Genomic DNA, 20,581 nt, shown 5'->3' with positions numbered 1-20,581 from the left:
GCTCGTCAGGCTCATAACCTGAAGGTCGCAGGTTCAAATCCTGCTCCCGCAACCACTGAAAATTGACTCCCGGCTCGCAAAACAGCGCCCGGGAGTTTTTCTTTTTCCAAACCTCCGTAAGCCCCTAAGATCCCAGCACAATCACCGTGAAGCGTGATCGTGTAGCCGCCCTGTGCTTCAGGATCAGGTGCGAGAACCACAGTCTCAATCATATCAGCCAGAGCCTCATGGGCGCGCTGAACGATTGCAGGGTCTCGAAGAGTGTCTTCAAGCGAGCGCACGAGTGCACCGTAGGCCGCTGGCAGGTCGGGCATCTCAAAGGGCTCCTTAGCGGTGTGTGCGAGGGCATCGAGCTTGGCGGCCAAGGCCTCACGTTCGGTCTTCCGTTGCTCCAGACGCGGCAGAAGCAGACCCGCTTGACCGGCGCCGTCTTCTATCTGGTCCAGAATGCGCGCCATCTTCACGTCCAGTGCTGCAATCGCTTTTTCCAAGGTTCTCCGGTCATCACCTTCTGACTTGTGCAATGCATTGAGCTCTCCGCTAACATTGATGACGAAGGCTTCCAGGTTCTCCGGTGCCAGTAGCTTTGCTTTGAGGCTTGCGAGAACTCGGCCCTCGACTTGTTGTCGGGTTATTGTGTTTGCGTTGTCGCAGGCACCGGTGCGTTTGCGCGTTGAGCAGCCGTAACGGTCCTTAGCCTGGATTGCCATATTGCCTCCACAGCAACCGCATTTGAGAAGCCCGGACAGAAGGAATTTTTTGCGGTGAGAACGGTTGAGGGCCAGTCCTGTCATAGGGTCTGTGGCCATCTCGCGTGAAATGGACCTCAGGCGATCGGAGACCGCATTCCAGAGATCTTGCGGAACTATCCGCAAATCGGGGGCATCGACGACGAGAGGGTCATCACCAGGTATGGAAGTGCGCTTTCCGGTCTTCGGATCCTTCCGAAACTTCATCTGACCATAGCTGATTTGACCGATGTAGGTGCGGTTGCGAAGTATGCCGGTTTGCCGTTTTGCATTCCCTCGGATCGTCGATGACTGCCAAAGGCCACCGGAAGGGCCGGGGATACCCTCGGCATTCAACGCTGCTGCAATTTTGGCAGGCGCCAACCCGTTTGCGAAGTCTTTAAAGATGCGACGAACGACTTCAGCCTTCTCTTCGTTGATGACGCGGTTTTGGACCGTAGTAGGCGAGACGTCATAGCCGTAGGCAATGCCAGCTGCGACGCGTCCTCGGTGGGTCGAGCCGAGCTGACCACGTTTGGTTTTTGCGCCTAGATCTTTGGAAAACTGTTGCGCCATCATGCCAAAGACCGCCGCGTGAATTGGCGTAATCTCACCGGTGTTGACGGCATGAAGTGACTGACCGCGAAACGCGAGTTGGTCGCATAGATCTGTTACGTCAGCAGTGCGTCGGCTTAGTCGGTCAATGGCTTCCGCCAGGACAATGTCAAACGCGCCAGCTTTGGAGCCACGCAACATGCGCTGGTAGTCTGGGCGTGCTGCAGATTGCCCCGACATCTCTTTGTCTATGTAGATGGCAGCGACTTCCCAGCCTTTGCTTTCCGCATAGGCGCGACACAGCCGGATCTGGTCTTCGATGGAGCAAGCGTCCTGAAGCACAGACGAATAGCGGGCGTAGATTGCGACAAGTAGGGACATACTTATTGTTCCTTTTGCGGGCGTGGTGCGTGGTTGTTGTTTGCGGCTGAAAGCGTCGCGACGTAGCGCTCAGCAAGAAGTCCAATAAGAACTTCAACAGAAGCGGGGGAGCGGTCGGTCTTGGTCGTCATGAGTAGTGTCCTCGTTGGTGGGAAACGGGGTTCCCGGTTGCTGTTTTGAGGACCTCTGACGCTTTGAAAATTTGAGAAGCGAGTTTGAAAAGAAAACTGGTGAACCTGACGAAAACTCCGTCAGGCCGCTGATATTTATAGAAAAGAAATTTGCAATTTAGTCGCGAATTCCACGATGCCAGCCCACGTCGCGCTCGGCTGCGAGCAAATCACGCACACGATTAGAAAGCGAAATCGCTTGCTGAAGTTCTTGTGCAATCCGGTCGAAAATCTCGGCACAATCTTCCGGGTGTTCCATGTCGGCGATCTGCGTTCTGAGGGCATGTGCGGCGTCTAAAAAGCGATCGTTTAGCAAGCGTCGCTTCTCCACCGCTTGTCGAAGTTCGGTGACGTCAGCGGCAGTCGATCGGTCCAACCGTATCGTCAGGGATGCGAGGTCTTCGAGGGCTTTGCGCGCGGCCTGCAGGCCGTTTGCGGTGAGTTCTTCCAGGCGGTCGAAATCGTCGCGCGCGGTTGGCTGTAGGAACAGCGCAACGCGGTGAGAGTTGTCGTTCGGGAAATGTGTTGGGGCAGGGATCATTGTGTCTCTTTCTGGGTAGGGCGAGCACCTGCCGACCTCACTTGGAAGGTCGGCAAGCGCTGGCGAAATGGAAGAAGGTTGCAGGCGCATCGGCGCCTTCAAGCTGCTGATCAGGTCATATCTTCGCCGCGCAGGGTCTGTGCGATTTGCTCAGATCGGCGCAGACGACCGAGCGTCAAAAGCGCACCGCGCAACTGCATCAGAGGCTGGATCATCTCGTGCAGATCCTGAGCACCTGAGCGTAATATCTGATCGAGAGGCTTTCCCGAGGTGTGTCGCGATGAGACATGGACATCTCCTGGGAGACCAGGATCCGCAACCGCCATCAATGGCAGTAGAACTTGTTCCAGAGCGTCGAGATCTCGCGCGGAAAATATCTTCTCTTGTGCGATCTGCGCAGATAGCCGGCGCGCAGCGTCCTCGTTTCTTCGATCTATCCAATACTCCGAGAGTTGATCCAACGCGTTGTGCGAGCTGGATGCCAGCGTCAGTGCCTGAAACACGGCCGCCTGAATTGGATCATAGTCGAGATTTGGCTCAGACATTGATCGTCTCCCATGTGGTTTTGTGAGACTTGGAACGCCGCTCGACGGTGACTGGACGAAGGCCGCCGGCGTTGCGCCGCTGTCGCCCGAGAAAATCACGTCGGATGTCGCGTTCTGCGTGGATGCGTGCACGCACGCGGTGCATACGATCACTCGCCGGGCCGGTCAGTCGACCGAGCACAGGTGTGCTGATCTCAGAGCTCAGTTCGAAGCCTGGATGGTCGAGCGACACGAGGACCCTCCGCGCAGCGTAGAAGCGGGTTGGGCGGTGAAGAGCAGCCGAAGCACGATCCTTCTCTGAGCGCACATCTACGCAGTAGGCGGCTTTGCGCGATCGCGGATTAGACGTGCCGTATGCGAGAGATGCAAAGCGGCCAACGTCGGTCTCTTCCACATCGAGCACGAGCGCAGGGCGCACTTTGGGATCGTTTGAGCCGTCAGTCTCATGAGGAAAGCGAAACGCGACTACGTCGCCGGTTTGCAAGCTGTCTTGCCACACGGCAGGCAGCACAACGTCTTGGGAAAGGATATCGGTCATTGGGATCTCCAATTGGAACAAACATCACGTCTTATTCTGAAAGGGGTTGGTCCCCGTTCTCAGATGCGCGACACAGGGTCTGCGCAGCTGAGAACGGGCGTCCTGCACCTGTGGCACCCACCGCTTTGCAGCCTCAACGAGGCCAGAGCTGGGAGGGGTTTGGGGAGGGTCGGCGAAGGACCTTCCTCAAGAGCACGGGGTCTTGGGGCGGTATGCGGAATACCCCCTGAGCCGGTCGGGAGACGCCCTTGGAGTGCAGAGGAGCGTGGCGAACGTTCCTTTGCCGCCCGCCGCGCAGGTGGCCGGCGGCAGCACGGGGTTCGGGGCAGCGCCCCGACGAACGACAGCCAGAGCGGTTTCCAACGGAAACTGCGCGGGCTGATTAGTGAGTAACTTTCCCTGCGCAGCCAAGCAGCGCTCTGGTCAAGATGGTGCCTCAAACCTTTGATGCACAAGTTTGCGACCGCGGACCCACTTCCCGTCCTCACAAGGAGGGGACGACATCATGGGCCACGAGATCAGAAAGGCCGACAAAAGACATCCAGTGGTGCTGCGGATGGAGGGCCTCTTTCCGGCGGATCTGGGCGGCTATGAGCGGCATCGCACGCGAAAAGGCGGTGATCTTGGTCACGTGGATGAGACACGCTCAAACCGGAACCGTCGCCTGATCGGCGGCGAAGACTGGGCGCAGCGCGCCATCGCAGAGATTGAAAGCATGCGTGCGGAAAACTTCGCCAAAGAGCTTGAAGGGCTGAAGAAGCGGCGCCGCAAGGCGGAGCTTGCCAAGCGGGTTGTAGAGGGACCCAAGGATCCTTGGCGCGGCACACGGCATGGGCCCTTGCGCGAAGTGATCATCACGGCGCATCAGGATTGGTTTACGGCTTTTGATCAAGGCAACATGGATGATCTGTTCGGAGAGAGCCGAGAGGACCGCTTTGAACAGATAGCTGTGGCCTGGCTCAAAGACAGCTTCGGTGACGACGTGATCCACGCTCGCGCGGATCTCGATGAAACCACGTATCATATCCACGCCATTGTCATGCCGCGTTCGCAAATAAAGGACGGGCGCAAGATGTTGCAGCCGTCAAAACATCCGCTGATCAAAGACTATGAGAAGGCGCAGGACAGTGTTGGCGAGTGGTTCTCAGGACTGGGATTGAAGCGCGGTGAGCGGCGCAAGCAGGCGTTACGCGAGGCGGTGCAGAAGCATCGTGAAGCACAGAAAGCGCAAGACAAAGATGCTGAAATGCCAGTCGAACTTCCACAGCATGTGGAGCATGTCAGCCCGCGTGAATGGCGTGAAAGAAAGGAGCGGCAGTTGGCAGGCCGTGAAGCCAGCGTAGGCAAGCGCGAGAAAGAAGCCGCGACCAACATAAAGATCGCCAACGCTGTCGCCGCCGGGGATCCTCAAGTGCTTGCACAGGTAGCGCAACCGGATGGGAAGTCTGCTGCCGCGCGTCTGTTTGGAAAAGCGTTTGCTACCTTACGCGCGAACTCCCGTAAGGCCGCGCAGAAAGAAGCGCGCGGGGAAGTGCAGGCGCAATTTGACGAGATCAAAGCGGCGGATGATGCGATTGTGGAAGCGGCTGCTGCGTTGCCAGAGGCGGCGCGCAAGAAGATCGTTGAAGCACGCAAGTCGTTGGTGGGGCGCATCACCGCGCTCAAGCGGTCGGTTCACAAGTGGGCGAAGTCAAACCCCAAAGACGGTCCGGAAGTCTGAGGGGAGTCAAACCTCTCCCAAACTTTTTTCTCTCTGAGGTGCAACGATCCTACTTGGTGTTCGTCGAACGCGGCATGGTGCCGCCTCGCCAGTCACTGGGGGCTTTGCTCCCTAAACTCACTTGGTCAAAAAAGGGGGACTCTTATGGACCTACCAACAGACCTCACCCCGGCGCAGTTGCGTGCGCTTGGGATCATTGCCGGTATCGGCGAAACGCGGGCCGAAGCCCGCGCGAAGATCAAAAAGGCACTTGCGGACACGCTCCCCAAGTTCCTTGAAGCGGCGTCGAAAGACGAAGATTTGCTCCGCAAAATCTTTGTCCTCTTTGAAACGGTTGCTACGGCGACAAACGCTTCAAGAATCCAGCTTCATCCACTGCGCCCTGAGGGCATCGACCAAGAGGTCGAGAAACTGCGGGAGGCAAGAAAGCCCAAGGCGAAGATGAAACAAAAGCCGGAGGCAAAACCCGGGACGTGAAGCGCCCTCTGTTAGGATCGCAAAGAAAAAGGGGCGCGGCTTTGGCCGCGCCGTTATGCGTATTGAGGATTATGCCGGCTACTCGGGCCGAGGCTCCGCGTCGAAACGAGCAAGCAAAGACGACAGCTCGGCCTGGGTGTAAAGGCCAGATGTCTCAACCGCTTTGCCGATCGCCAACCAGTGCAATGCCTGAGCCTTAATCGTCCGGTCGTGAACCAGTGCCTCTCGGCGGAGATGTTCGTAAAGATCAGGACGAAGAGTGATGTAGCGGGGCATGGGAGGCCTTTCCAATATGATGCGCTGCAATACGAAGTGCAGAGAATGGGAAAGGCAGGTGGCGGCCCGAACGGATTTTCAACCGAAAACGCATTTGCAACAATGTTCCCCGCCAAACAGAGCATTCAAGGGGGCTGGAAGTTCGTTAAGTTGCCCGAAGACCGTAGCGAGCAACATTCGGGCCCCTCTGAGTTTAAGTTGAGAGGCTGTTTCATAGGCGGACCACAATTCATCTTTTGAGGGTCAGTCAGGGGCTGGCCCTAGCGACTGCCGTATCCGTATTTCCGTTGCGAGCTCTAGGGTGTGTCCATTCTGATCTCCTCGAAGGATTTGAAGGAGCATATCAGCGGCACAGCGCCCCATTTCCCTGTGTGGCACATGCACCGTCGTTAAAGGGGGTTCCGCGAGGGTGGCAATTTCGATGTCGTCGAAACCTGTCAGAGAGAGGTCGTCTGGCACTTTCATCCCCATTTCTCTTACAGCCCGCAGTGCTCCAACTGCCAACACATCATTTACACACATCACAGCCGTGGTCTGCGGCGCCTCGGTCATAACTTGGCGGAAGGCTCGCTCGCCGGTCTCAATTCCGTAAGGAGTTTCCACCACTACAAGGTCGGCTGGGTTTTGCCCGGCCTGAGAGATAGCGTCTCGAATGCCGTCTACCCGCTCTCTTGCACGATCATTGGAAGCTGTGGGGGCCGATATGCATGCGATGTGCTGGTGCCCTTGAGCAATCACTTGCCGGGCAAGTTCTGTCATGGCCGCACGATTGTCGAAGCCAACAGTTGGACGCTTCTCCTCAGGTTTAAAAGACCATGCAATCAACGTCGGAACCTGTTGCTTGGCGAGAAACGCATAGATGTCGGGGGCGCGATCATATCCAATGAGCAAAAGGCCGTCCGCGCCACGAGCCACCAATGCGCGCACCTGCTGTTCCTCCAGCTCCGCATCATACGCTGACGAAGCAACCAGCAGCGTTTTTCCGTGACGCCCCAACTCTTCCTGAAAGGCTTGAAGGCCACGTGCAAAAACAGCGTTTTCCATTGTCGGGATCACGGCGGCAATGGTGTTTGTTTGACGCGCCGCAAGCGCCTGTGCGCCAAAATTTGGCGCATACCCCAATTCCCGAACAGCTTTCATAACGCGTTTGCGCGTTTTTTCCCCGACCCGTTCCGGAGAGTTCAGGCAGCGCGACACCGTGGCGGTGGACACGTTTGCGTGCTGCGCCACATCCGCAAGAGTTGGGACTCCATTGTTTTTTGTGCTGTTTGTCATCGGCTTTCTTGGCAGTTCGGTGTCCAGCTAACTTATGTAATTGCCAGACAATAGTCCGAAATTCCAGCGGAGCATAACACACCCAAAATGTAAGCGCTTGCATTAAGAAATGTAAGCGCTTACATTCAGGCCGACTCGGTTCGGGAACGTGGATTAGTGAGGGAGGTCACATGCCATACCTGATTGCAGCAATACTTCTGATGGCGTTCGTTTTGAACGTTGTGATCGGAGTGGTGTCTAAGGCGCCTCCGGTAAATGTTGTCGGGGAAATGCTGATTTTGTTTGGGGCGGCAATTGCCTTCTCCATCGGGATTCTCCGCAGCGAGGCGAAAAGAATTTCAGAAGACGAAAAGGCCTCAAAGTAGGCCAAACGACGTCCAAACGGGAGGAAAACGCATGGACAAATCAAAACTGGAACTAAAGTCGGCGGAGCGTCGAAATTTCCTGAAACTTACGGGATCCGGCGCATTTACGGCGGCGATGGTTGCGGGCGCTTCCGGCGTGCTGTGGTCGAGCGAGGCCTCTGCTCAAACAGCGGCTGAAGAGCGCGACAGAGAGGCCGCTGCGGACTTCAAAATGACTCTCGCGACAGCCTATGTACTGGGCGCATCGCGCAGCTATCCGATCATGCAGCTGGACCTGAAAGAGAACATCCAGAACATGACGAATGGAAAGGTCTACGTAAAACTGGCTCCGGGTGGTCAACTGGGTGCCGGCGGCGCCTTGGCACAAGCGGTTCAGGGCGGCACGATCCAATGTGCACAACACTCTTTGGCAAACTTCGCGCCATTCGCCAGCGTTGTCGATCTGATCAACCTGCCCTACTTCTGCGGCTCTAACCAGCGGTTCACAAACCTGACCTCCTCGGACACGTGGAAGTCGGAAGTTGATCCAAAGATCGCAGCCTCCGGTTTCAAAGCGTTGATGTACATCGTGATTGACCCGCGCGTGGTCGCAGTCCGCAAGGGTGGAAACGCCATCATCACCCCAGGCGACATGTCCGGTGTTAAGTTCCGTGTTCCAGGCTCCAAAATGCTGCAGCAGTATTATGGCATGGTTGGCGCGAACCCGACGCCCGTGGCTTGGGGGGAAACTCCTTCAGCGATCCGGCAGGGTGTTGCAGACGCGCTCGACCCGTCCGTGGGCGCCCTGCACGTGTTTGGCTTTGGCGAGATTCTCAGCCACGTGACCTTCACGCAAGCGGTTCCAGACAGCCAAGTCTATTCGGTCAACCTGGAATGGTTCAACAGCCTGCCGACAGATGTCAAAGAAGGCATCGAGTTTGCTGGCGAAGTGACCCAGCAACAGAACCTCTCCAAAGTGCCATCCGCACGGTCCTATGCGATGTCGCAACTGGTCAAGAACGGTGTGGAATTCCACTCCCTTTCCGAAGACCAGCTGGCCGAGTGGAAGGACGTTGGTGGATACCAGCGCAGCGAGTGGGACAGCTTCAAAACGGAGCTGGCCGGGTCGATGGATACCTTTGCGAAGCTCGAAGAGGCCGCAAACACGCGTGCCAAGTACTACGTGCACGACGCGTGACGTCTATTTGGCCGGCGTGAAAGCGCCGGCCAAATATCTCTTGATTTCATAACTCAGCAAAGTCAGTCGCCGAATGCGACTGGGGGCAGGAAACCATGTCTAAGCTCTTTCGAGCGATTGATAAAAACGCGGAGCGGTGGCTGCTACTCGTTTTCTACGTCATGCTTGTAGGCACGATGTTCATCGAAGTGGTCCGTCGGGAAGTATTCGCCTATTCATCCATCTGGGGTGAAGAAATTGTCCGGTATGCGTTCATTTATCTCGCATGGATTGGCGCGGCCGCTGCCGTTAAAGAACGGGGCCACATTCGCATTGATGTTCTGATGCACTACGTGCCGCGGCAGGTGAAATCACTGCTGTATATCTTTGGCGATCTTGTGATGTTCGTTGTGGCACTGTTTGCGATCTATTGGTCGTGGGAAACGGTCCATGTTTCCTGGAAATTCGGGTCCGTCACACACGGATTGCGAATAAGTCAGGTCTTTTTCCTTTTTGCGGTGCCGTTTGGCTTTGCGTTGGTCATTTTCCGGCTGGTGCAATCCTTTCTCCGTGATCTTGCCGACCTTCGAGTGGGCCGTCCCGTCTACGAAGGCGACAAGCTGTTTGATTAAGCGAGGGCTCACACCATGATGTGGCAACAAATGGGTGCCCAAGCCCTCGAATTGGGATGGGACTTTTACGCTTCCGTACTTCTGTTTATCGCGCTCGTCGCGCTTGCTGTGCCCGTCTGGGCAGCCATTGGAGCAGCGACGATCACGATGTTGTTGATGTCTGGGGCCCTGCCCCTAAGCCTGCTTGGCGAAAAGCTTTTCTCCGGCATTGATGCCTTTGCATTGACGGCCGTACCGCTCTTCATTCTAACGGGTGACGTTCTCGTCAGGACCGGATTGAGCAGAAAGTTCCTCGACGTGGCCGAGGCCCTCACGTGTTGGGCAAAAGGCGGGTTTGGCTCTGCCACCGTTTTGGTGTGCGGCATGTTCGCTGCGATCTCTGGATCTGACGCCGCCGGCGCAGCAGCCGTTGGTCGGATGACCATCGACAGGTTGGTGGAGAGCGGATACCCGCGCCCTTACGCCTGCGCTTTGGTGGCAGCAGGTGCCTGTACAGGTATCCTTATCCCGCCGTCCATTGCCTATATCATCATTGGCCTCGTTCTGGGCATAGCGGTGTCAACGCTGTTCCTTGCCGCGCTGATCCCGGGCCTTTTGATCCTGACAGCAATCCTTGTGACCAACATTGTGATGAACCGCCTCAACCTCTGGGAAGGCGGCGGCATGATGACCGCGGCCGAGTGGCGCAGCAATCTTTGGAAGACTGTGAAATCCGGTTGGTACGCTTTCTTGGTGCCGGGCATCATATTCTACGGCATTTTCTCCGGCCGCTTGACGCCCACCGAGGCGGGCGCAGTGGCAGTGGTGGTAACCATTGCCATGGGGTTCCTTCTGGGTACGCTTAAGCTCAGCGACTTTCCGGCGATGCTGGTCAGTTCGGCAAAGGTGAACGGGGTAATCCTGCCGATCATCGCCTTTTCGATCCCGCTCGCAGAGGCGCTAGCGATCATTGGGGTGCCGCAGGGCTTTGTCGGTGCGCTCACCTCCATGACAACAAATGAGTACATGCTGATCGCGATCATGGTTCTGATCCTTGTCGCCGCTGGCTGCGTCATGGAGACAACGCCCAACATCGTGATCCTTGCACCGATCCTTTATCCGTTGGCGCAAGAAATCGAAATGAACCAGATCCAGTTCTGCATCATGATGATCACCGCACTGGGTGTTGGCTTCATCACACCTCCTCTGGGGCTCAACCTGTTTGTGGTGTCAGGCATCACCGGGGAATCCATTCTCAAGATTGCCTACCGCGCCATCCCCTTTGTTTTCTTCATGCTGATCGTGACGTTGATGATCGCCTACATTCCGGCGTTCTCCACCTCACTTCTGCCTGATCTCTATCGATAAGCCGCCAAGAGACGCGGTTAAAAAAGGACACGTTAAATGACTCGTGAATATCTAAAGAAAGCCACTCTGACTGCGCGCAGCGGCGCGTCCGATGTCCATGATATCGTTCAGGGAATTTTGAGCGACATCGAAGAAGGTGGCGACGCAAAGGCGCTCGAATACGCCGCCAAGTTTGACAAGTATGAAGGCAATGTCCTGCTCAGCGATGCCGAAATTGAGGCGGCCATCGCCGCCGTTCCGGAAAAGCTGAAACGTGACATCGAGTTCAGCCACCGAAACGTCAAAAAATTTGCCGAAGCTCAAAAAGCGTCGATGACAGACATCGCGGTAGAAGTTGTGCCTGGGATGACCGCCGGCCAAAGGATGATTCCTGTAGAGGCTGCCGGGTGCTACGTGCCGGGCGGGCGCTACAGCCACATTGCCAGCGCCATCATGACCGTCACCACGGCGAAAGTTGCGGGTTGCAAACACATCGTGGCGTGCTCGCCACCCCGTCCGGGCATTGGTGTTGCCCCGGCCATCGTCTATGCCGCGCATATTTCCGGCGCAGACAAAATCATGGCCATGGGAGGCGTGCAGGGTGTCGCGGCAATGACCTTTGGGCTTTTTGGCCTACCCAAAGCCAACATTCTTGTGGGTCCGGGCAATCAGTTTGTGGCAGAAGCCAAGCGCATTCTCTTCGGACGCGTGGGCATCGATATGATCGCTGGTCCGACTGATAGCCTGATCCTTGCGGATGCGTCCGCGGATCCAATGGTGGTTGCAACCGACCTCGTGGGGCAAGCGGAACATGGCTATAACTCCCCGGTTTGGCTGGTGACCGACAATCGTGGCCTGGCCGAAGAGGTTATGCGTTTGGTTCCGGTGCTGATCGAGGACCTGCCGGAGGTGAACCGCGAAAACGCGACAGCTGCCTGGCGTGATTACGCAGAAGTCATCCTTTGCGCTGATCGCAACGAAATGGCGGCAACCTCTGATGACTACGCGCCGGAACATTTGACGGTAATGGCCGGCGACCTTGGTTGGTGGCTGGATCAATTGACATGTTACGGGTCGCTCTTCCTTGGTGAGGAGACAACAGTGGCTTTCGGTGACAAAGCATCCGGTACCAATCACGTGCTTCCCACAAGCCGTGCCGCCACCTACACCGGCGGTCTCAGTGTCCATAAATACATGAAGATCGTGACCTGGCAGCGGTCCACTGCCGACGCAATGAAACCGATAGCAGAGGCAACCGCCCGGATCTCTCGCCTTGAGGGCATGGAAGCCCATGCACGGACCGCAGATATCCGCCTGGCCAAATTCTTTCCGGATGAAGCCTTTGATTTGACTGCGGAAGATTGATCCAAACTATGACTTATCATCCTGATCTCAGTGGACATGTCGCGCTCGTTACCGGGGCCAGCTCTGGTCTCGGTCGCCGCTCGGCAGAAGTCTTGTCGCAGGCTGGCGCCCAAGTTGTGGGGGTGGCCCGACGTTCAGATGCGCTGGCAGAACTGAAACAGATTCACGCTTTGCCCTGGGATCTTTCGGAACGTGATGGCCTAAGCGCATTGGCGCAAGCGGCATCTGAGCCGTTTGGGCCTCCGGATATCTTGGTGCATGCGGCCGGGATCAACACCCGGGAGGTTGCAGATGATGTGACGCTTGAGGGCTGGGACATCACCATTGAGCTCAATCTGGCAGTACCCTTTTTTCTGTCTCAGCACCTCGTGACCAATATGAAGACCAAAGGCTGGGGGCGTATTGTCAATTTCGCGTCTTTACAGTCAAGCCGAGCCTTTCCTGCCGGCCTGAGTTACGGGGCTTCCAAAGGGGGCGTGGCGCAGCTCACAAGGGCAATGGCAGAAGCTTGGTCCTCCAGCGGCATTTGCGTGAATGCCATTGGCCCCGGCTTCTTTCGGACCGAACTGACGGCTGCGGTTTTTGATGATCCTGACCGTGCAGCGCGCAATGCGGCCCAAACCTGCGTGGGACGAAACGGCGAGCCAGAGGACATTGACGGGCCTTTGATGTTCTTTTGTTCTGATGCCTGCGCCTACGTGACCGGACAGGTTCTAATGGTCGACGGGGGGTTCTCGGCGAAATGAAAGCTCTTGTTTATACCGGCGTGGAGGCAGTCGAACATCAGGTTGTTGCTGATCCGGTGGCGGCTCAAGGCGAAACACTGGTACACATTGACAGCGTCGGTATTTGTGGCTCGGACATGCACGCCTTCCTGGGGCATGACGAGCGACGCCCAGCACCGTTGATCCTCGGGCATGAAGGTGCAGGTGTGACATCGGACGGGCGGCGGGTGACGATCAACCCCCTTGTGACCGATCCGACCAGTGTCGCAAGCCGGTCTGGCCGTGAAAACCTTTGTTCTTCCAGACAGATTATTTCCATGCCGCCACGCGAAGGCGCCTTTGCCGAACAGGTTGCCATTCCAGAGCGCAATTTGGTCGAGGTTCCTGAGCATATCACGTTGGCGCAGGCTGCTCTGGCCGAGCCGATCGCCGTGAGTTGGCACGCAGTCCGGTTGGGTCTTGCCGCCTTGCATCCGGCAGACCAACGGCGCGCTCATGTTCTTGGAGGCGGTGCCATCGGTGTCGCCGCGGTGCTTGCTCTCAAGGCAATGGGGATTGAGAGCGTCACGCTCTCTGAACCAAATGGCGCGCGTGCCGCTTACTTGCGCGATGTTTGTGACATCGATGTTGTTCAGGAGCCGGAACAAAATGCGCCCTTGGTGATTGACGCCGTAGGGTTTGCATCCACAAGAGCTGCGGCTTGTGCGCTCGTCAGCCCTGGTGGCGTTATCCTTCACATCGGTCTTGGCAGCTCTGATGGGGGGCTGGATATCCGGCGGATCACGCTTCAGGAAATCACCCTTATCGGCACCTATACCTACACGGCTCAGGACTTTCGCGACACCTGTGCGGCGATGTTCGAGGGTCGCCTCGGCGCGCTCGACTGGTTTGAAACCCGCGCGCTTGCAGATGGAGCCGCGGCTTTTGCCGACCTTCGCGCAGGTAAAACACACGCCCCCAAAATCATTCTTAAACCATGACGAAATTGGAGAACTAAATGTCAAATCCAGCACCCAATGAAATACCGCACCTGCTGGTGCATGAGGAGGCTGACAATGTCGGCGTAGTGGTGGTCGAAGGGCTGACCGCAGGCACTGACATGCTCTGCTGTATCACACATGATAATTCGACGTTCCGCCTCACTGCGGGAGATGATGTCCCTATTGGGCACAAGATCGCGCTGGTCGATCTTAAAGATGGCGGCACCGCAATCAAATACGGCGAAGATATCGGAAAAATTATCGCTGACATCCCCCGGGGTGCACACGTCCACACCCACAATTGCAAAACCAAACGCTGGTAAGGAGCCTGACACCATGGCATCGAAATATTCTAACATCACCTTCCAGGGTTTCCGGCGTGAGAACGGGCGCGTAGGCGTGCGCAACCACGTGATCATCCTCCCGGTCGACGACATTTCAAACGCAGCCTGTGAAGCGGTTGCAAACAATGTCAAAGGCACCATGGCCATTCCTCATGCCTATGGTCGCCTGCAATTTGGTGAGGACCTGGACACACATTTCCGCACGATTATTGGAACCGGTGCCAACCCGAATGTGCATTCGGTTGTCGTGATCGGGATTGAGCCAGAATGGACCAAACGGATCGCGGACGGTATCCGGACCACCGGCAAGGAAGTTGCCGAATTTTCCATCGAGCAGAAGGGCGACTTTGAAACCATTCGCGCAGCCTCTTGGGCCGCGAAGGACTTTGTGCACAAGGCAACAGAAATCCAGCGGGAAGAGTGTTCAATCTCGGAACTTTGGGTGTCTACAAAATGCGGGGAAAGCGACACAACAACGGGTCTCGGATCATGTCCAACCGTTGGCAACATGTACGACAAGCTTCTCCCCGAAGGGATCACCGGATTCTTTGGTGAGACGTCCGAGATCACCGGTGCAGAACACATCTGTCAGAAGCGCGCCGTCAACGAGGAAGTTGGCGAGCGGTGGTATAAGATGTGGAAGGCCTATCAGGATGACGTCATCTTTGCGCACCAGACCGACGATCTGAGTGACAGCCAGCCGACCAAAGGCAATATCTTGGGTGGTTTGACCACCATCGAAGAGAAGGCTCTTGGCAACCTTGAAAAAATCGGCCGTACGTCCCAATACATCGACATTCTGGAACCTGCGGAACAGCCAAGTTCCGGAGATGGCCTATACTTCATGGACAGTTCATCTGCGGCGGCGGAATGTGTGACGTTGATGGCTGCCGGTGGCGCCGTTGTTCACACGTTCCCAACGGGACAAGGCAACGTGGTCGGTAACCCGATTGTGCCTGTGATCAAGATCACTGCAAACCCGCGCACTGTGCGCACAATGGGCGAGCATGTGGATGTGGATGTTTCCGGTATCCTGCGTCGCGAGCAAACAATAGACGAGGCCGGCGACGAGCTTATCGACATGATCCGCCGCACGGCCAACGGCCGCAATACTGCTGCAGAAGCTCTGGGACATCGTGAGTTCTCGATGACCAAACTCTATCGCAGCGCTTAAAAATCTCTCGTGGCGGCCCATTGCGTTCTGCATGGGCCGCCCTTGTTTTGAGTTGGAATACCTATGACTGACGTAGTTCGGATTACGGTGTCGGAAGCCACGGCACTGCTGACGGCAGTGTTTGAAAGGGCCGGCGCCTCTGCGTCGGTCGCGTCTTGCGTATCGCGCGCGCTTGTTGCAGCTGAAAGCGAAGGACAGATTGGCCATGGGTTTAGTCGGGTCGCTGATTATGTGGCACAGATCCGCAGCGGCAAGATCAATGTGGATGCCAAACCAATTCTGGAGCGCCGGGCGCCAGCGGCTCTGCACGTGAAGGCTGGACACGGATTTGCTTATCCCGCGTTGGACGTCGCTTTGCAGGCGGGTATTCCGTTGGCGCGGGAAATGGGTGTTGCGGTTACGACAGTCGGGAACTCTCACCATTGCGGCGCCATGTCCATTCAGGTCGAGCGGATCGCTGAGGCTGGACTGATCGGTGTGATGGTTGCAAATGCCCCTAAAGCCATCGCGCCATGGGGGGCGAAAGACGCAGTCTTTGGCACCAACCCAATTGCTTTTGCAACCCCCGTGGCGAAAGCTCCTCCTCTGGTGATTGATCTGTCGCTGTCTATCGTTGCGCGCGGCAAGGTTATGGCCGCTCACAAAGCCGGCAAATCCATCCCAGAAGGCTGGGCATTGGACCGTGCAGGACGGTCAACCACGGATGCGGCATCGGCACTGGAGGGCAGCATGTTGCCGATCGGTGAAGCAAAGGGCACTGCGCTGGCCTTAATGGTCGAAATTCTTGCTGCTGCGCTTTCGGGCAGTGCCTTTAGCCGTGACGCCGGTTCCTTTTTTACCGCTGACGGCGACCTGCCCAATGTCGGGCAAACCTTGATTGCGATCCACCCCGGCGGCGGCACGGAATTCGGCGAGCGCATTTCCGACTTGCTTGGCTACATCGCTTCTTTGGAGGGGGCTCGCTTGCCCGGTGATCGTCGTCGAAAGTCTATCGAACTGGCAAAGAGCAACGGCCTCAGTGTTCCCGTCCATCTTTTCAATCAGGCGCTACACCTGGCAGGTGAGCTGCCGCAACAGACATTACAGTCCGGGGTTTGAGCGAAAAAATGGACATATCGCGGCGAATTTCAGGGCTTCAACGCCTCGTACCGGGGCTAATGATTGCCTTGCTCATTGCGATGGCCAGCCAGTTCATTTCTGAACACTATGGCGCCCCTGCCATGTTACTTGCCTTGCTCTTTGGCATCAGCTTGAACTTTCTCGCAGACCACCCGGAATGCAGCGGCGGGATTTCCTTTGGTGCCCGCAACGTGCTGCGCCTCGGGGTGGCGCTACTTGGGCTCCGCATCAGCTTTGACATGATCTGGATTTTGGGCTGGCCGGTCGTCGGACTGGTCGTTTCAATGGTGCCTTTGACCATCGTGTTCGGTTTGCTTGTGTCCCGGTTATTCGGCTTCAAATTTCGCTTTGCGTTTCTTTCGGCAGGCGCCGTCGCGATTTGCGGCGCCTCGGCGGCAATTGCAATCGCAGCGATTCTGCCAAAGGACGCAAAATCTGAAGACCGCCTGGTCTTTACCGTTGTTGGCGTCACCCTGTTGTCGACGGTCGCCATGATCACCTACCCGATCCTGAGCCAATACCTGGGTTTCAGTGATCAAATGGCGGGCATCTACTTGGGTGCAACAATTCACGACGTGGCCCAAGTGGTTGGTGCCGGATTTTCGATTTCACCAGAAGCCGGAGAAACCGCAACCTTGGTCAAGTTGCTGCGCGTTGCGATGCTGGCGCCTGTCATTGTTGTAGCCTCTCTTTTGTTGCGGGGAAAAACTGATCGGGTATCCGACACTGAGCGTCCCCCTATCATACCGTTGTTTGTTCTGGGGTTTCTCGGTCTCGCCACTCTTAACTCGGTTATGACCCTGCCCGACGCTTTGCTGATTTTTGTTGCCAATGGCTCACAGTGGTTATTGCTCAGCGCGATCGCAGCGGTGGGGCTCAAAACAAAGCCTGCCGAAGTCTTGAAAGTGGGACGCGCAGCTGCAGGTTTGCTTGTGGTTGAAACGCTGTTTCTGGCCGTCCTCGTCGCGTTGGCCCTTTCCATTCTTCCCCTCGATGTCACTTCAAAAGTCTAAGGAGAATTCGCATGTATAAATCCATTTTGATCCCCGTCGCGCTTGATCATGAAGAACTGGTCAAAGACAAAATCGTTTCCGCGCGCAAGGTTCTGGCGTCTGGTGGAAAAATCACTCTGCTGACAGTACTCGAGCAAATCCCCGGGTTCACCGCGGAGTTTGTTACGGTGAAATCCGAAAACCACCTGACTGACAAAATCATGGGTAAACTAAAGGCACTTGCCGGTGACGACGGCGACATAGACTGTAATGTCACAACTGGCAAACCCGGAGTGCGCATCACCGAATTCGCACAGGATATTAGTGCCGAGTTGATCATTGTTGGCGCGCACCACCCCTCTGCAAAAGACTACTTCCTCGGATCGACAGCTGCGCGGGTCTCTCGAAGAGCGACATGCTCTGTTCTCGTCCACCGCGGTTGAGCTGACCAACCCTGCGGAGCGGCTTACGGATGGCAAAAATACACAAACCAGTGCCAGGCTCACGTCAAGAGAGCGTTTTGGAAACGAACGGACAAGGGGATGGGTCATCTCTTGCGGACCAGCCATACGACGGCCGACGGCTCTCCTACGCCAGCACCTTTACCAACCCCGCCCAACAACGCGCCATTCAAGCCATCGAACTCGCAACAGCCAAAATGAGTCTGTTGCGCAAGATTCGACGTTTTGAAGCTATGGGAGTGCCACACGGACAGGCATTTTGGGCGAAGGCTCTGGATGTGATGGGTATCGATATTGAAACCCCGCGGGAAGAAATTGAACGGATTCCCAAAACCGGCCCGGTTGTCATCACAGCAAATCACCCGCACGGTCTCGTGGATGGAATGGTTATGGCGGAACTCATTGGCCGGGTCCGTCCGGATTACAAAATTCTCACTCGATCACTGCTCACTGGCGTCGGTGAGATTGACGAATTCATGATCCCAGTCCCCTTTGCCCATGAATCCGAGGCCCTGCACAAAAGTCTGTTGATGCGGAAGCGCGCAATGGAACACCTGAAACATGGAGGATTGGTGGCACTTTTCCCGGCCGGCGTGGTCGCGTCTTCCGACCGTTGGTTTGGCCCCGCGATAGAGCGACCTTGGAGTGCATTTACGGCCAAGATGATACAAAGGTCGTGCGCCACAGTGGTGCCTATCAAGTTCCCTGGGCAGAACAGTCGCGCCTATCAGATTGCGAGCAGGACGTCACAAACGCTGCGGCAGGGTTTGTTGCTCTATGAAGTTAAACATGCACTCAATAAATCGCAGCGACCTTATGTTGGCGATCCAATCCAGCCCGCAGATATTGAAGGATGGGCTGGCGACCCAATGGGCTTGGTTCATTGGCTGCGGGAAGAGACGCTTGGACTGGGTCTCTAGATCGAATCTACGATGGGAGGCCGCCTAAGGCGAAAACGGGAGTTGTCGCTATTTTGCTAATTCTACTTTGTTTTACCGATGTGTTTCTACCAATTTCGCACTGCCGGCTTTTTAGGACGGCAGGCTTTTGGTACCTCGTATGCTGATGGAGTGACCATCGCAATTTCCTGCCAACCTTCTGGTGTTTTTTTCGCAAGCGTGTCCCTTGCGTTCAATTTCCAATGCATTTGGTAGCCCTCGTGAAGGATCACTCCGAACGACAGGCCTCCATTGGGACAACTCGCAGAAAAAGTTCGCTATCCGCCAAAACTGCTGAAGGTCAAGAATTGCCCAAACTGGTTGATGATCAAGGGCAACTGTCGGTGGTATCATGCTCCCGCAACCAGCACAGACGAACAACAAGCCGCCGCAAGGCGGATTTGTTCGTTTTGACCTGCACCCAAAGTTAGAAAGCCCGCCAATTCTCCAATCAGTTCGAGGGCCAAACTCCCATCAGCATTAGGCGCAAGACGAATGCTCTCCAGCAGGGAGCGGATGATCGTGGTGGCTTCTGATTTGGTCGCCGGGCCGTTCAGTGCTTTGGTCAGGTTGGTGACCTTGGTGCCGTACACCTCGGAGAGGTTGGGGGGCCGCAAAACGGGCGCAGGGGGCTCGGCATTTGCCAACGCCAACTGACCGGCAAGAGCGCTCTCAAGTTCCAAAGTCAGCTTCCCTGTCTCAGCCGCCGGGTGGAGCGCAATGCGATCAATCAGCCCGCGTAGAGCCTCCCCCGAGGTGTCGCAATGGTCGGCTTGATCCAATTCCCGCACTTAGGTTTGAAGACGCTCCCGGTAGGTTGCCGCCATTCCCGGATGCAGGCGCAGCTTCGCGGTAGAGCCGTCTGAGCTTTTTGGGGTTCGTTTGCCAGCCCTGCCGTTCCACCATCATATGCAGCCGCCGATAGTCGAACAGGCGACGGTCTTCCGCGAAGATCTCCTAGGCGTCGCGCAGCTCCGTGTCATCGGGCCGGCGCGATTGATACCGCACCTTGGCCGATCCACCACCAGAGCAGCGCACGCCTGACGCTGGTTCACCTGATGCACCTCTATCAAATGAACCACCACTTTCCGCTCGGCGTCGGTGTCCCCCCATTTGTGTTCCTATCCCGTAACAGCGCAGTGTCGCGCATCTGCGCCGCCAGTATCGCGTTCTCGTCTGCCAGCGTCCGAAGCCTCTTTGCGTCTGCCGGATTCGTCCCGTTTACTTGCTCTTGTATTCGCAAAAGCTGCCCTGGCCGTTCCCGAAGCGTCTACACGCGTCAGCCTTGTCTCGCCAGCTACCTGGTCATTTATCATCTGTATGATCTGCTCGTCGGTGAATCTCGCCTTCAGTGCGCCGTCCCAAAAGGTGGGGAGAAACTACACAAAACGGCGGCGGAGTTAGGGGCTTTGGCCCATTGGATGTTCGCTCCGTTTCTGGTCCAAGCTTCATGCGATTTTTCGGGTTTCGTTCACTTGGGCTGCAAACTCGATTGTGGTGAAGTTCGGTCGATGCGGTTATTGCCGGATCGCCGCTTTGCTGAGAGTTGTAGGCTGGCTAGCAAACGACAAATGGGTCGAAGGTCTATGGCGCCGCTCTGGCCGAGGGGCGCCAACTTTGTTTCGAACCAAGGGCAGAAATTCTGTCCCCGCTGAGACTGGTTCAAGTTGGTGTGACAGCCCCATTATGCTGTTGAGGTTGGAGGTGGTTTTTGAGTCGATGCGATAGTGAGGGCCTTGGGGTAGCTGTCTGACGTCAGCACCTATGGGTCCAATTAGGGTGATTTGATAAGGGAGAG

Annotated in this window: 24 protein-coding genes; 15 read left to right on the top strand and 9 right to left on the bottom strand. The window is 56.4% G+C overall.

Annotated features, from left to right (window positions below; translation table 11 throughout):
- Positions 1-11: 11 nt before the first annotated feature.
- The 5 genes from MK208_RS20720 to MK208_RS20700 form a co-directional block, all read right to left on the bottom strand.
- Positions 12-1,664, bottom strand: coding sequence for a recombinase family protein (locus MK208_RS20720; RefSeq protein ID WP_294119639.1), 1,653 nt, complete (start codon positions 1,662-1,664; stop codon positions 12-14).
- A 2-nt stretch (positions 1,665-1,666) separates the two neighbouring features.
- Positions 1,667-1,795, bottom strand: a complete 129-nt coding sequence (locus MK208_RS20715; protein ID WP_294119638.1) for a hypothetical protein — start codon at positions 1,793-1,795, stop codon at positions 1,667-1,669.
- A gap of 157 nt (positions 1,796-1,952) precedes the next feature.
- On the bottom strand, positions 1,953-2,375 hold the full coding sequence (locus MK208_RS20710; RefSeq protein ID WP_294119636.1) for a hypothetical protein: 423 nt from the start codon (positions 2,373-2,375) through the stop codon (positions 1,953-1,955).
- 110 nt (positions 2,376-2,485) lie between these two features.
- On the bottom strand, positions 2,486-2,920 hold the full coding sequence (locus tag MK208_RS20705; protein ID WP_294119635.1) for a hypothetical protein: 435 nt from the start codon (positions 2,918-2,920) through the stop codon (positions 2,486-2,488).
- A complete protein-coding gene (locus MK208_RS20700; protein ID WP_294119634.1) occupies positions 2,913-3,458 on the bottom strand; it encodes a hypothetical protein in 546 nt (181 codons plus the stop codon). The genes MK208_RS20705 and MK208_RS20700 overlap by 8 nt, the downstream gene beginning before the upstream one ends.
- 505 nt (positions 3,459-3,963) lie before the next feature.
- Here MK208_RS20700 and MK208_RS20695 point away from each other — a divergent pair.
- Together MK208_RS20695 and MK208_RS20690 are read left to right on the top strand one after the other, a co-directional pair.
- On the top strand, positions 3,964-5,178 hold the full coding sequence (locus MK208_RS20695) for a plasmid recombination protein (RefSeq protein WP_294119632.1): 1,215 nt from the start codon (positions 3,964-3,966) through the stop codon (positions 5,176-5,178).
- Between the two features lie 144 nt (positions 5,179-5,322).
- Positions 5,323-5,655, top strand: a complete 333-nt coding sequence (locus MK208_RS20690) for a hypothetical protein (protein WP_294119630.1) — start codon at positions 5,323-5,325, stop codon at positions 5,653-5,655.
- Between the two features lie 78 nt (positions 5,656-5,733).
- Here MK208_RS20690 and MK208_RS21140 read toward each other — a convergent pair whose 3' ends face one another.
- The gene (locus tag MK208_RS21140) at positions 5,734-5,931 is read right to left on the bottom strand and encodes a hypothetical protein (RefSeq protein WP_366011521.1); all 198 of its coding nucleotides are present in this window, start codon (positions 5,929-5,931) and stop codon (positions 5,734-5,736) included.
- A gap of 243 nt (positions 5,932-6,174) precedes the next feature.
- Positions 6,175-7,206, bottom strand: a complete 1,032-nt coding sequence (locus MK208_RS20685; protein WP_294119628.1) for a LacI family DNA-binding transcriptional regulator — start codon at positions 7,204-7,206, stop codon at positions 6,175-6,177.
- 170 nt (positions 7,207-7,376) lie between these two features.
- On the opposite strand from MK208_RS20685, the gene MK208_RS20680 reads away from it, so the two are divergent.
- From MK208_RS20680 to MK208_RS20620, 13 genes are all read left to right on the top strand, one after another.
- Positions 7,377-7,571 carry a hypothetical protein gene (locus MK208_RS20680; RefSeq protein WP_294119626.1) on the top strand — a complete coding sequence of 65 codons (195 nt, stop codon included), beginning with the start codon at positions 7,377-7,379 and terminating at the stop codon, positions 7,569-7,571.
- 31 nt (positions 7,572-7,602) lie between these two features.
- Complete coding sequence (locus MK208_RS20675; protein WP_294119623.1) at positions 7,603-8,748, top strand: TRAP transporter substrate-binding protein; 1,146 nt, start codon at positions 7,603-7,605, stop codon at positions 8,746-8,748.
- 95 nt (positions 8,749-8,843) lie between these two features.
- On the top strand, positions 8,844-9,359 hold the full coding sequence (locus tag MK208_RS20670) for a TRAP transporter small permease (RefSeq protein WP_294119621.1): 516 nt from the start codon (positions 8,844-8,846) through the stop codon (positions 9,357-9,359).
- 15 nt (positions 9,360-9,374) lie between these two features.
- A complete protein-coding gene (locus tag MK208_RS20665; RefSeq protein ID WP_294119619.1) occupies positions 9,375-10,706 on the top strand; it encodes a TRAP transporter large permease in 1,332 nt (443 codons plus the stop codon).
- 36 nt (positions 10,707-10,742) lie between these two features.
- Positions 10,743-12,050, top strand: coding sequence for a histidinol dehydrogenase (gene hisD / locus MK208_RS20660; protein WP_294119617.1), 1,308 nt, complete (start codon positions 10,743-10,745; stop codon positions 12,048-12,050).
- A gap of 8 nt (positions 12,051-12,058) precedes the next feature.
- A complete protein-coding gene (locus MK208_RS20655; RefSeq protein ID WP_294119614.1) occupies positions 12,059-12,796 on the top strand; it encodes an SDR family oxidoreductase in 738 nt (245 codons plus the stop codon).
- Positions 12,793-13,755, top strand: coding sequence for an alcohol dehydrogenase catalytic domain-containing protein (locus tag MK208_RS20650; protein ID WP_294119613.1), 963 nt, complete (start codon positions 12,793-12,795; stop codon positions 13,753-13,755). Before MK208_RS20655 ends, MK208_RS20650 begins: the two co-directional genes overlap by 4 nt.
- Before the next feature lie 17 nt (positions 13,756-13,772).
- Positions 13,773-14,078, top strand: coding sequence for a UxaA family hydrolase (locus MK208_RS20645; RefSeq protein ID WP_294119611.1), 306 nt, complete (start codon positions 13,773-13,775; stop codon positions 14,076-14,078).
- A 13-nt stretch (positions 14,079-14,091) separates the two neighbouring features.
- Positions 14,092-15,273, top strand: a complete 1,182-nt coding sequence (locus MK208_RS20640; protein WP_294119610.1) for a UxaA family hydrolase — start codon at positions 14,092-14,094, stop codon at positions 15,271-15,273.
- Between the two features lie 87 nt (positions 15,274-15,360).
- Entirely contained in the window at positions 15,361-16,371 is a 1,011-nt protein-coding gene (locus MK208_RS20635) for an Ldh family oxidoreductase (RefSeq protein ID WP_294119608.1), read from the top strand.
- Positions 16,368-17,405 carry a putative sulfate exporter family transporter gene (locus MK208_RS20630; RefSeq protein WP_366011515.1) on the top strand — a complete coding sequence of 346 codons (1,038 nt, stop codon included), beginning with the start codon at positions 16,368-16,370 and terminating at the stop codon, positions 17,403-17,405. Before MK208_RS20635 ends, MK208_RS20630 begins: the two co-directional genes overlap by 4 nt.
- An 11-nt stretch (positions 17,406-17,416) precedes the next feature.
- The gene (locus MK208_RS20625; protein ID WP_294119607.1) at positions 17,417-17,827 is read left to right on the top strand and encodes a universal stress protein; all 411 of its coding nucleotides are present in this window, start codon (positions 17,417-17,419) and stop codon (positions 17,825-17,827) included.
- Positions 17,828-17,904: 77 nt separating this feature from the next.
- Positions 17,905-18,765, top strand: a complete 861-nt coding sequence (locus tag MK208_RS20620; protein WP_294119605.1) for a lysophospholipid acyltransferase family protein — start codon at positions 17,905-17,907, stop codon at positions 18,763-18,765.
- A gap of 368 nt (positions 18,766-19,133) precedes the next feature.
- Here MK208_RS20620 and MK208_RS20615 read toward each other — a convergent pair whose 3' ends face one another.
- Together MK208_RS20615 and MK208_RS21135 are read right to left on the bottom strand one after the other, a co-directional pair.
- Complete coding sequence (locus MK208_RS20615) at positions 19,134-19,574, bottom strand: hypothetical protein (RefSeq protein WP_294119604.1); 441 nt, start codon at positions 19,572-19,574, stop codon at positions 19,134-19,136.
- Complete coding sequence (locus MK208_RS21135; RefSeq protein WP_366011525.1) at positions 19,510-19,737, bottom strand: hypothetical protein; 228 nt, start codon at positions 19,735-19,737, stop codon at positions 19,510-19,512. The genes MK208_RS20615 and MK208_RS21135 overlap by 65 nt, the downstream gene beginning before the upstream one ends.
- Positions 19,738-20,581: the final 844 nt, after the last annotated feature.

This window comes from Shimia sp., from assembly GCF_022448905.1.
Classification (GTDB): Bacteria; Pseudomonadota; Alphaproteobacteria; order Rhodobacterales; family Rhodobacteraceae; genus Shimia.
Note: the sequence above shows the minus strand (reverse complement) of the source record. Positions and strands in the feature narration are given on the sequence as shown.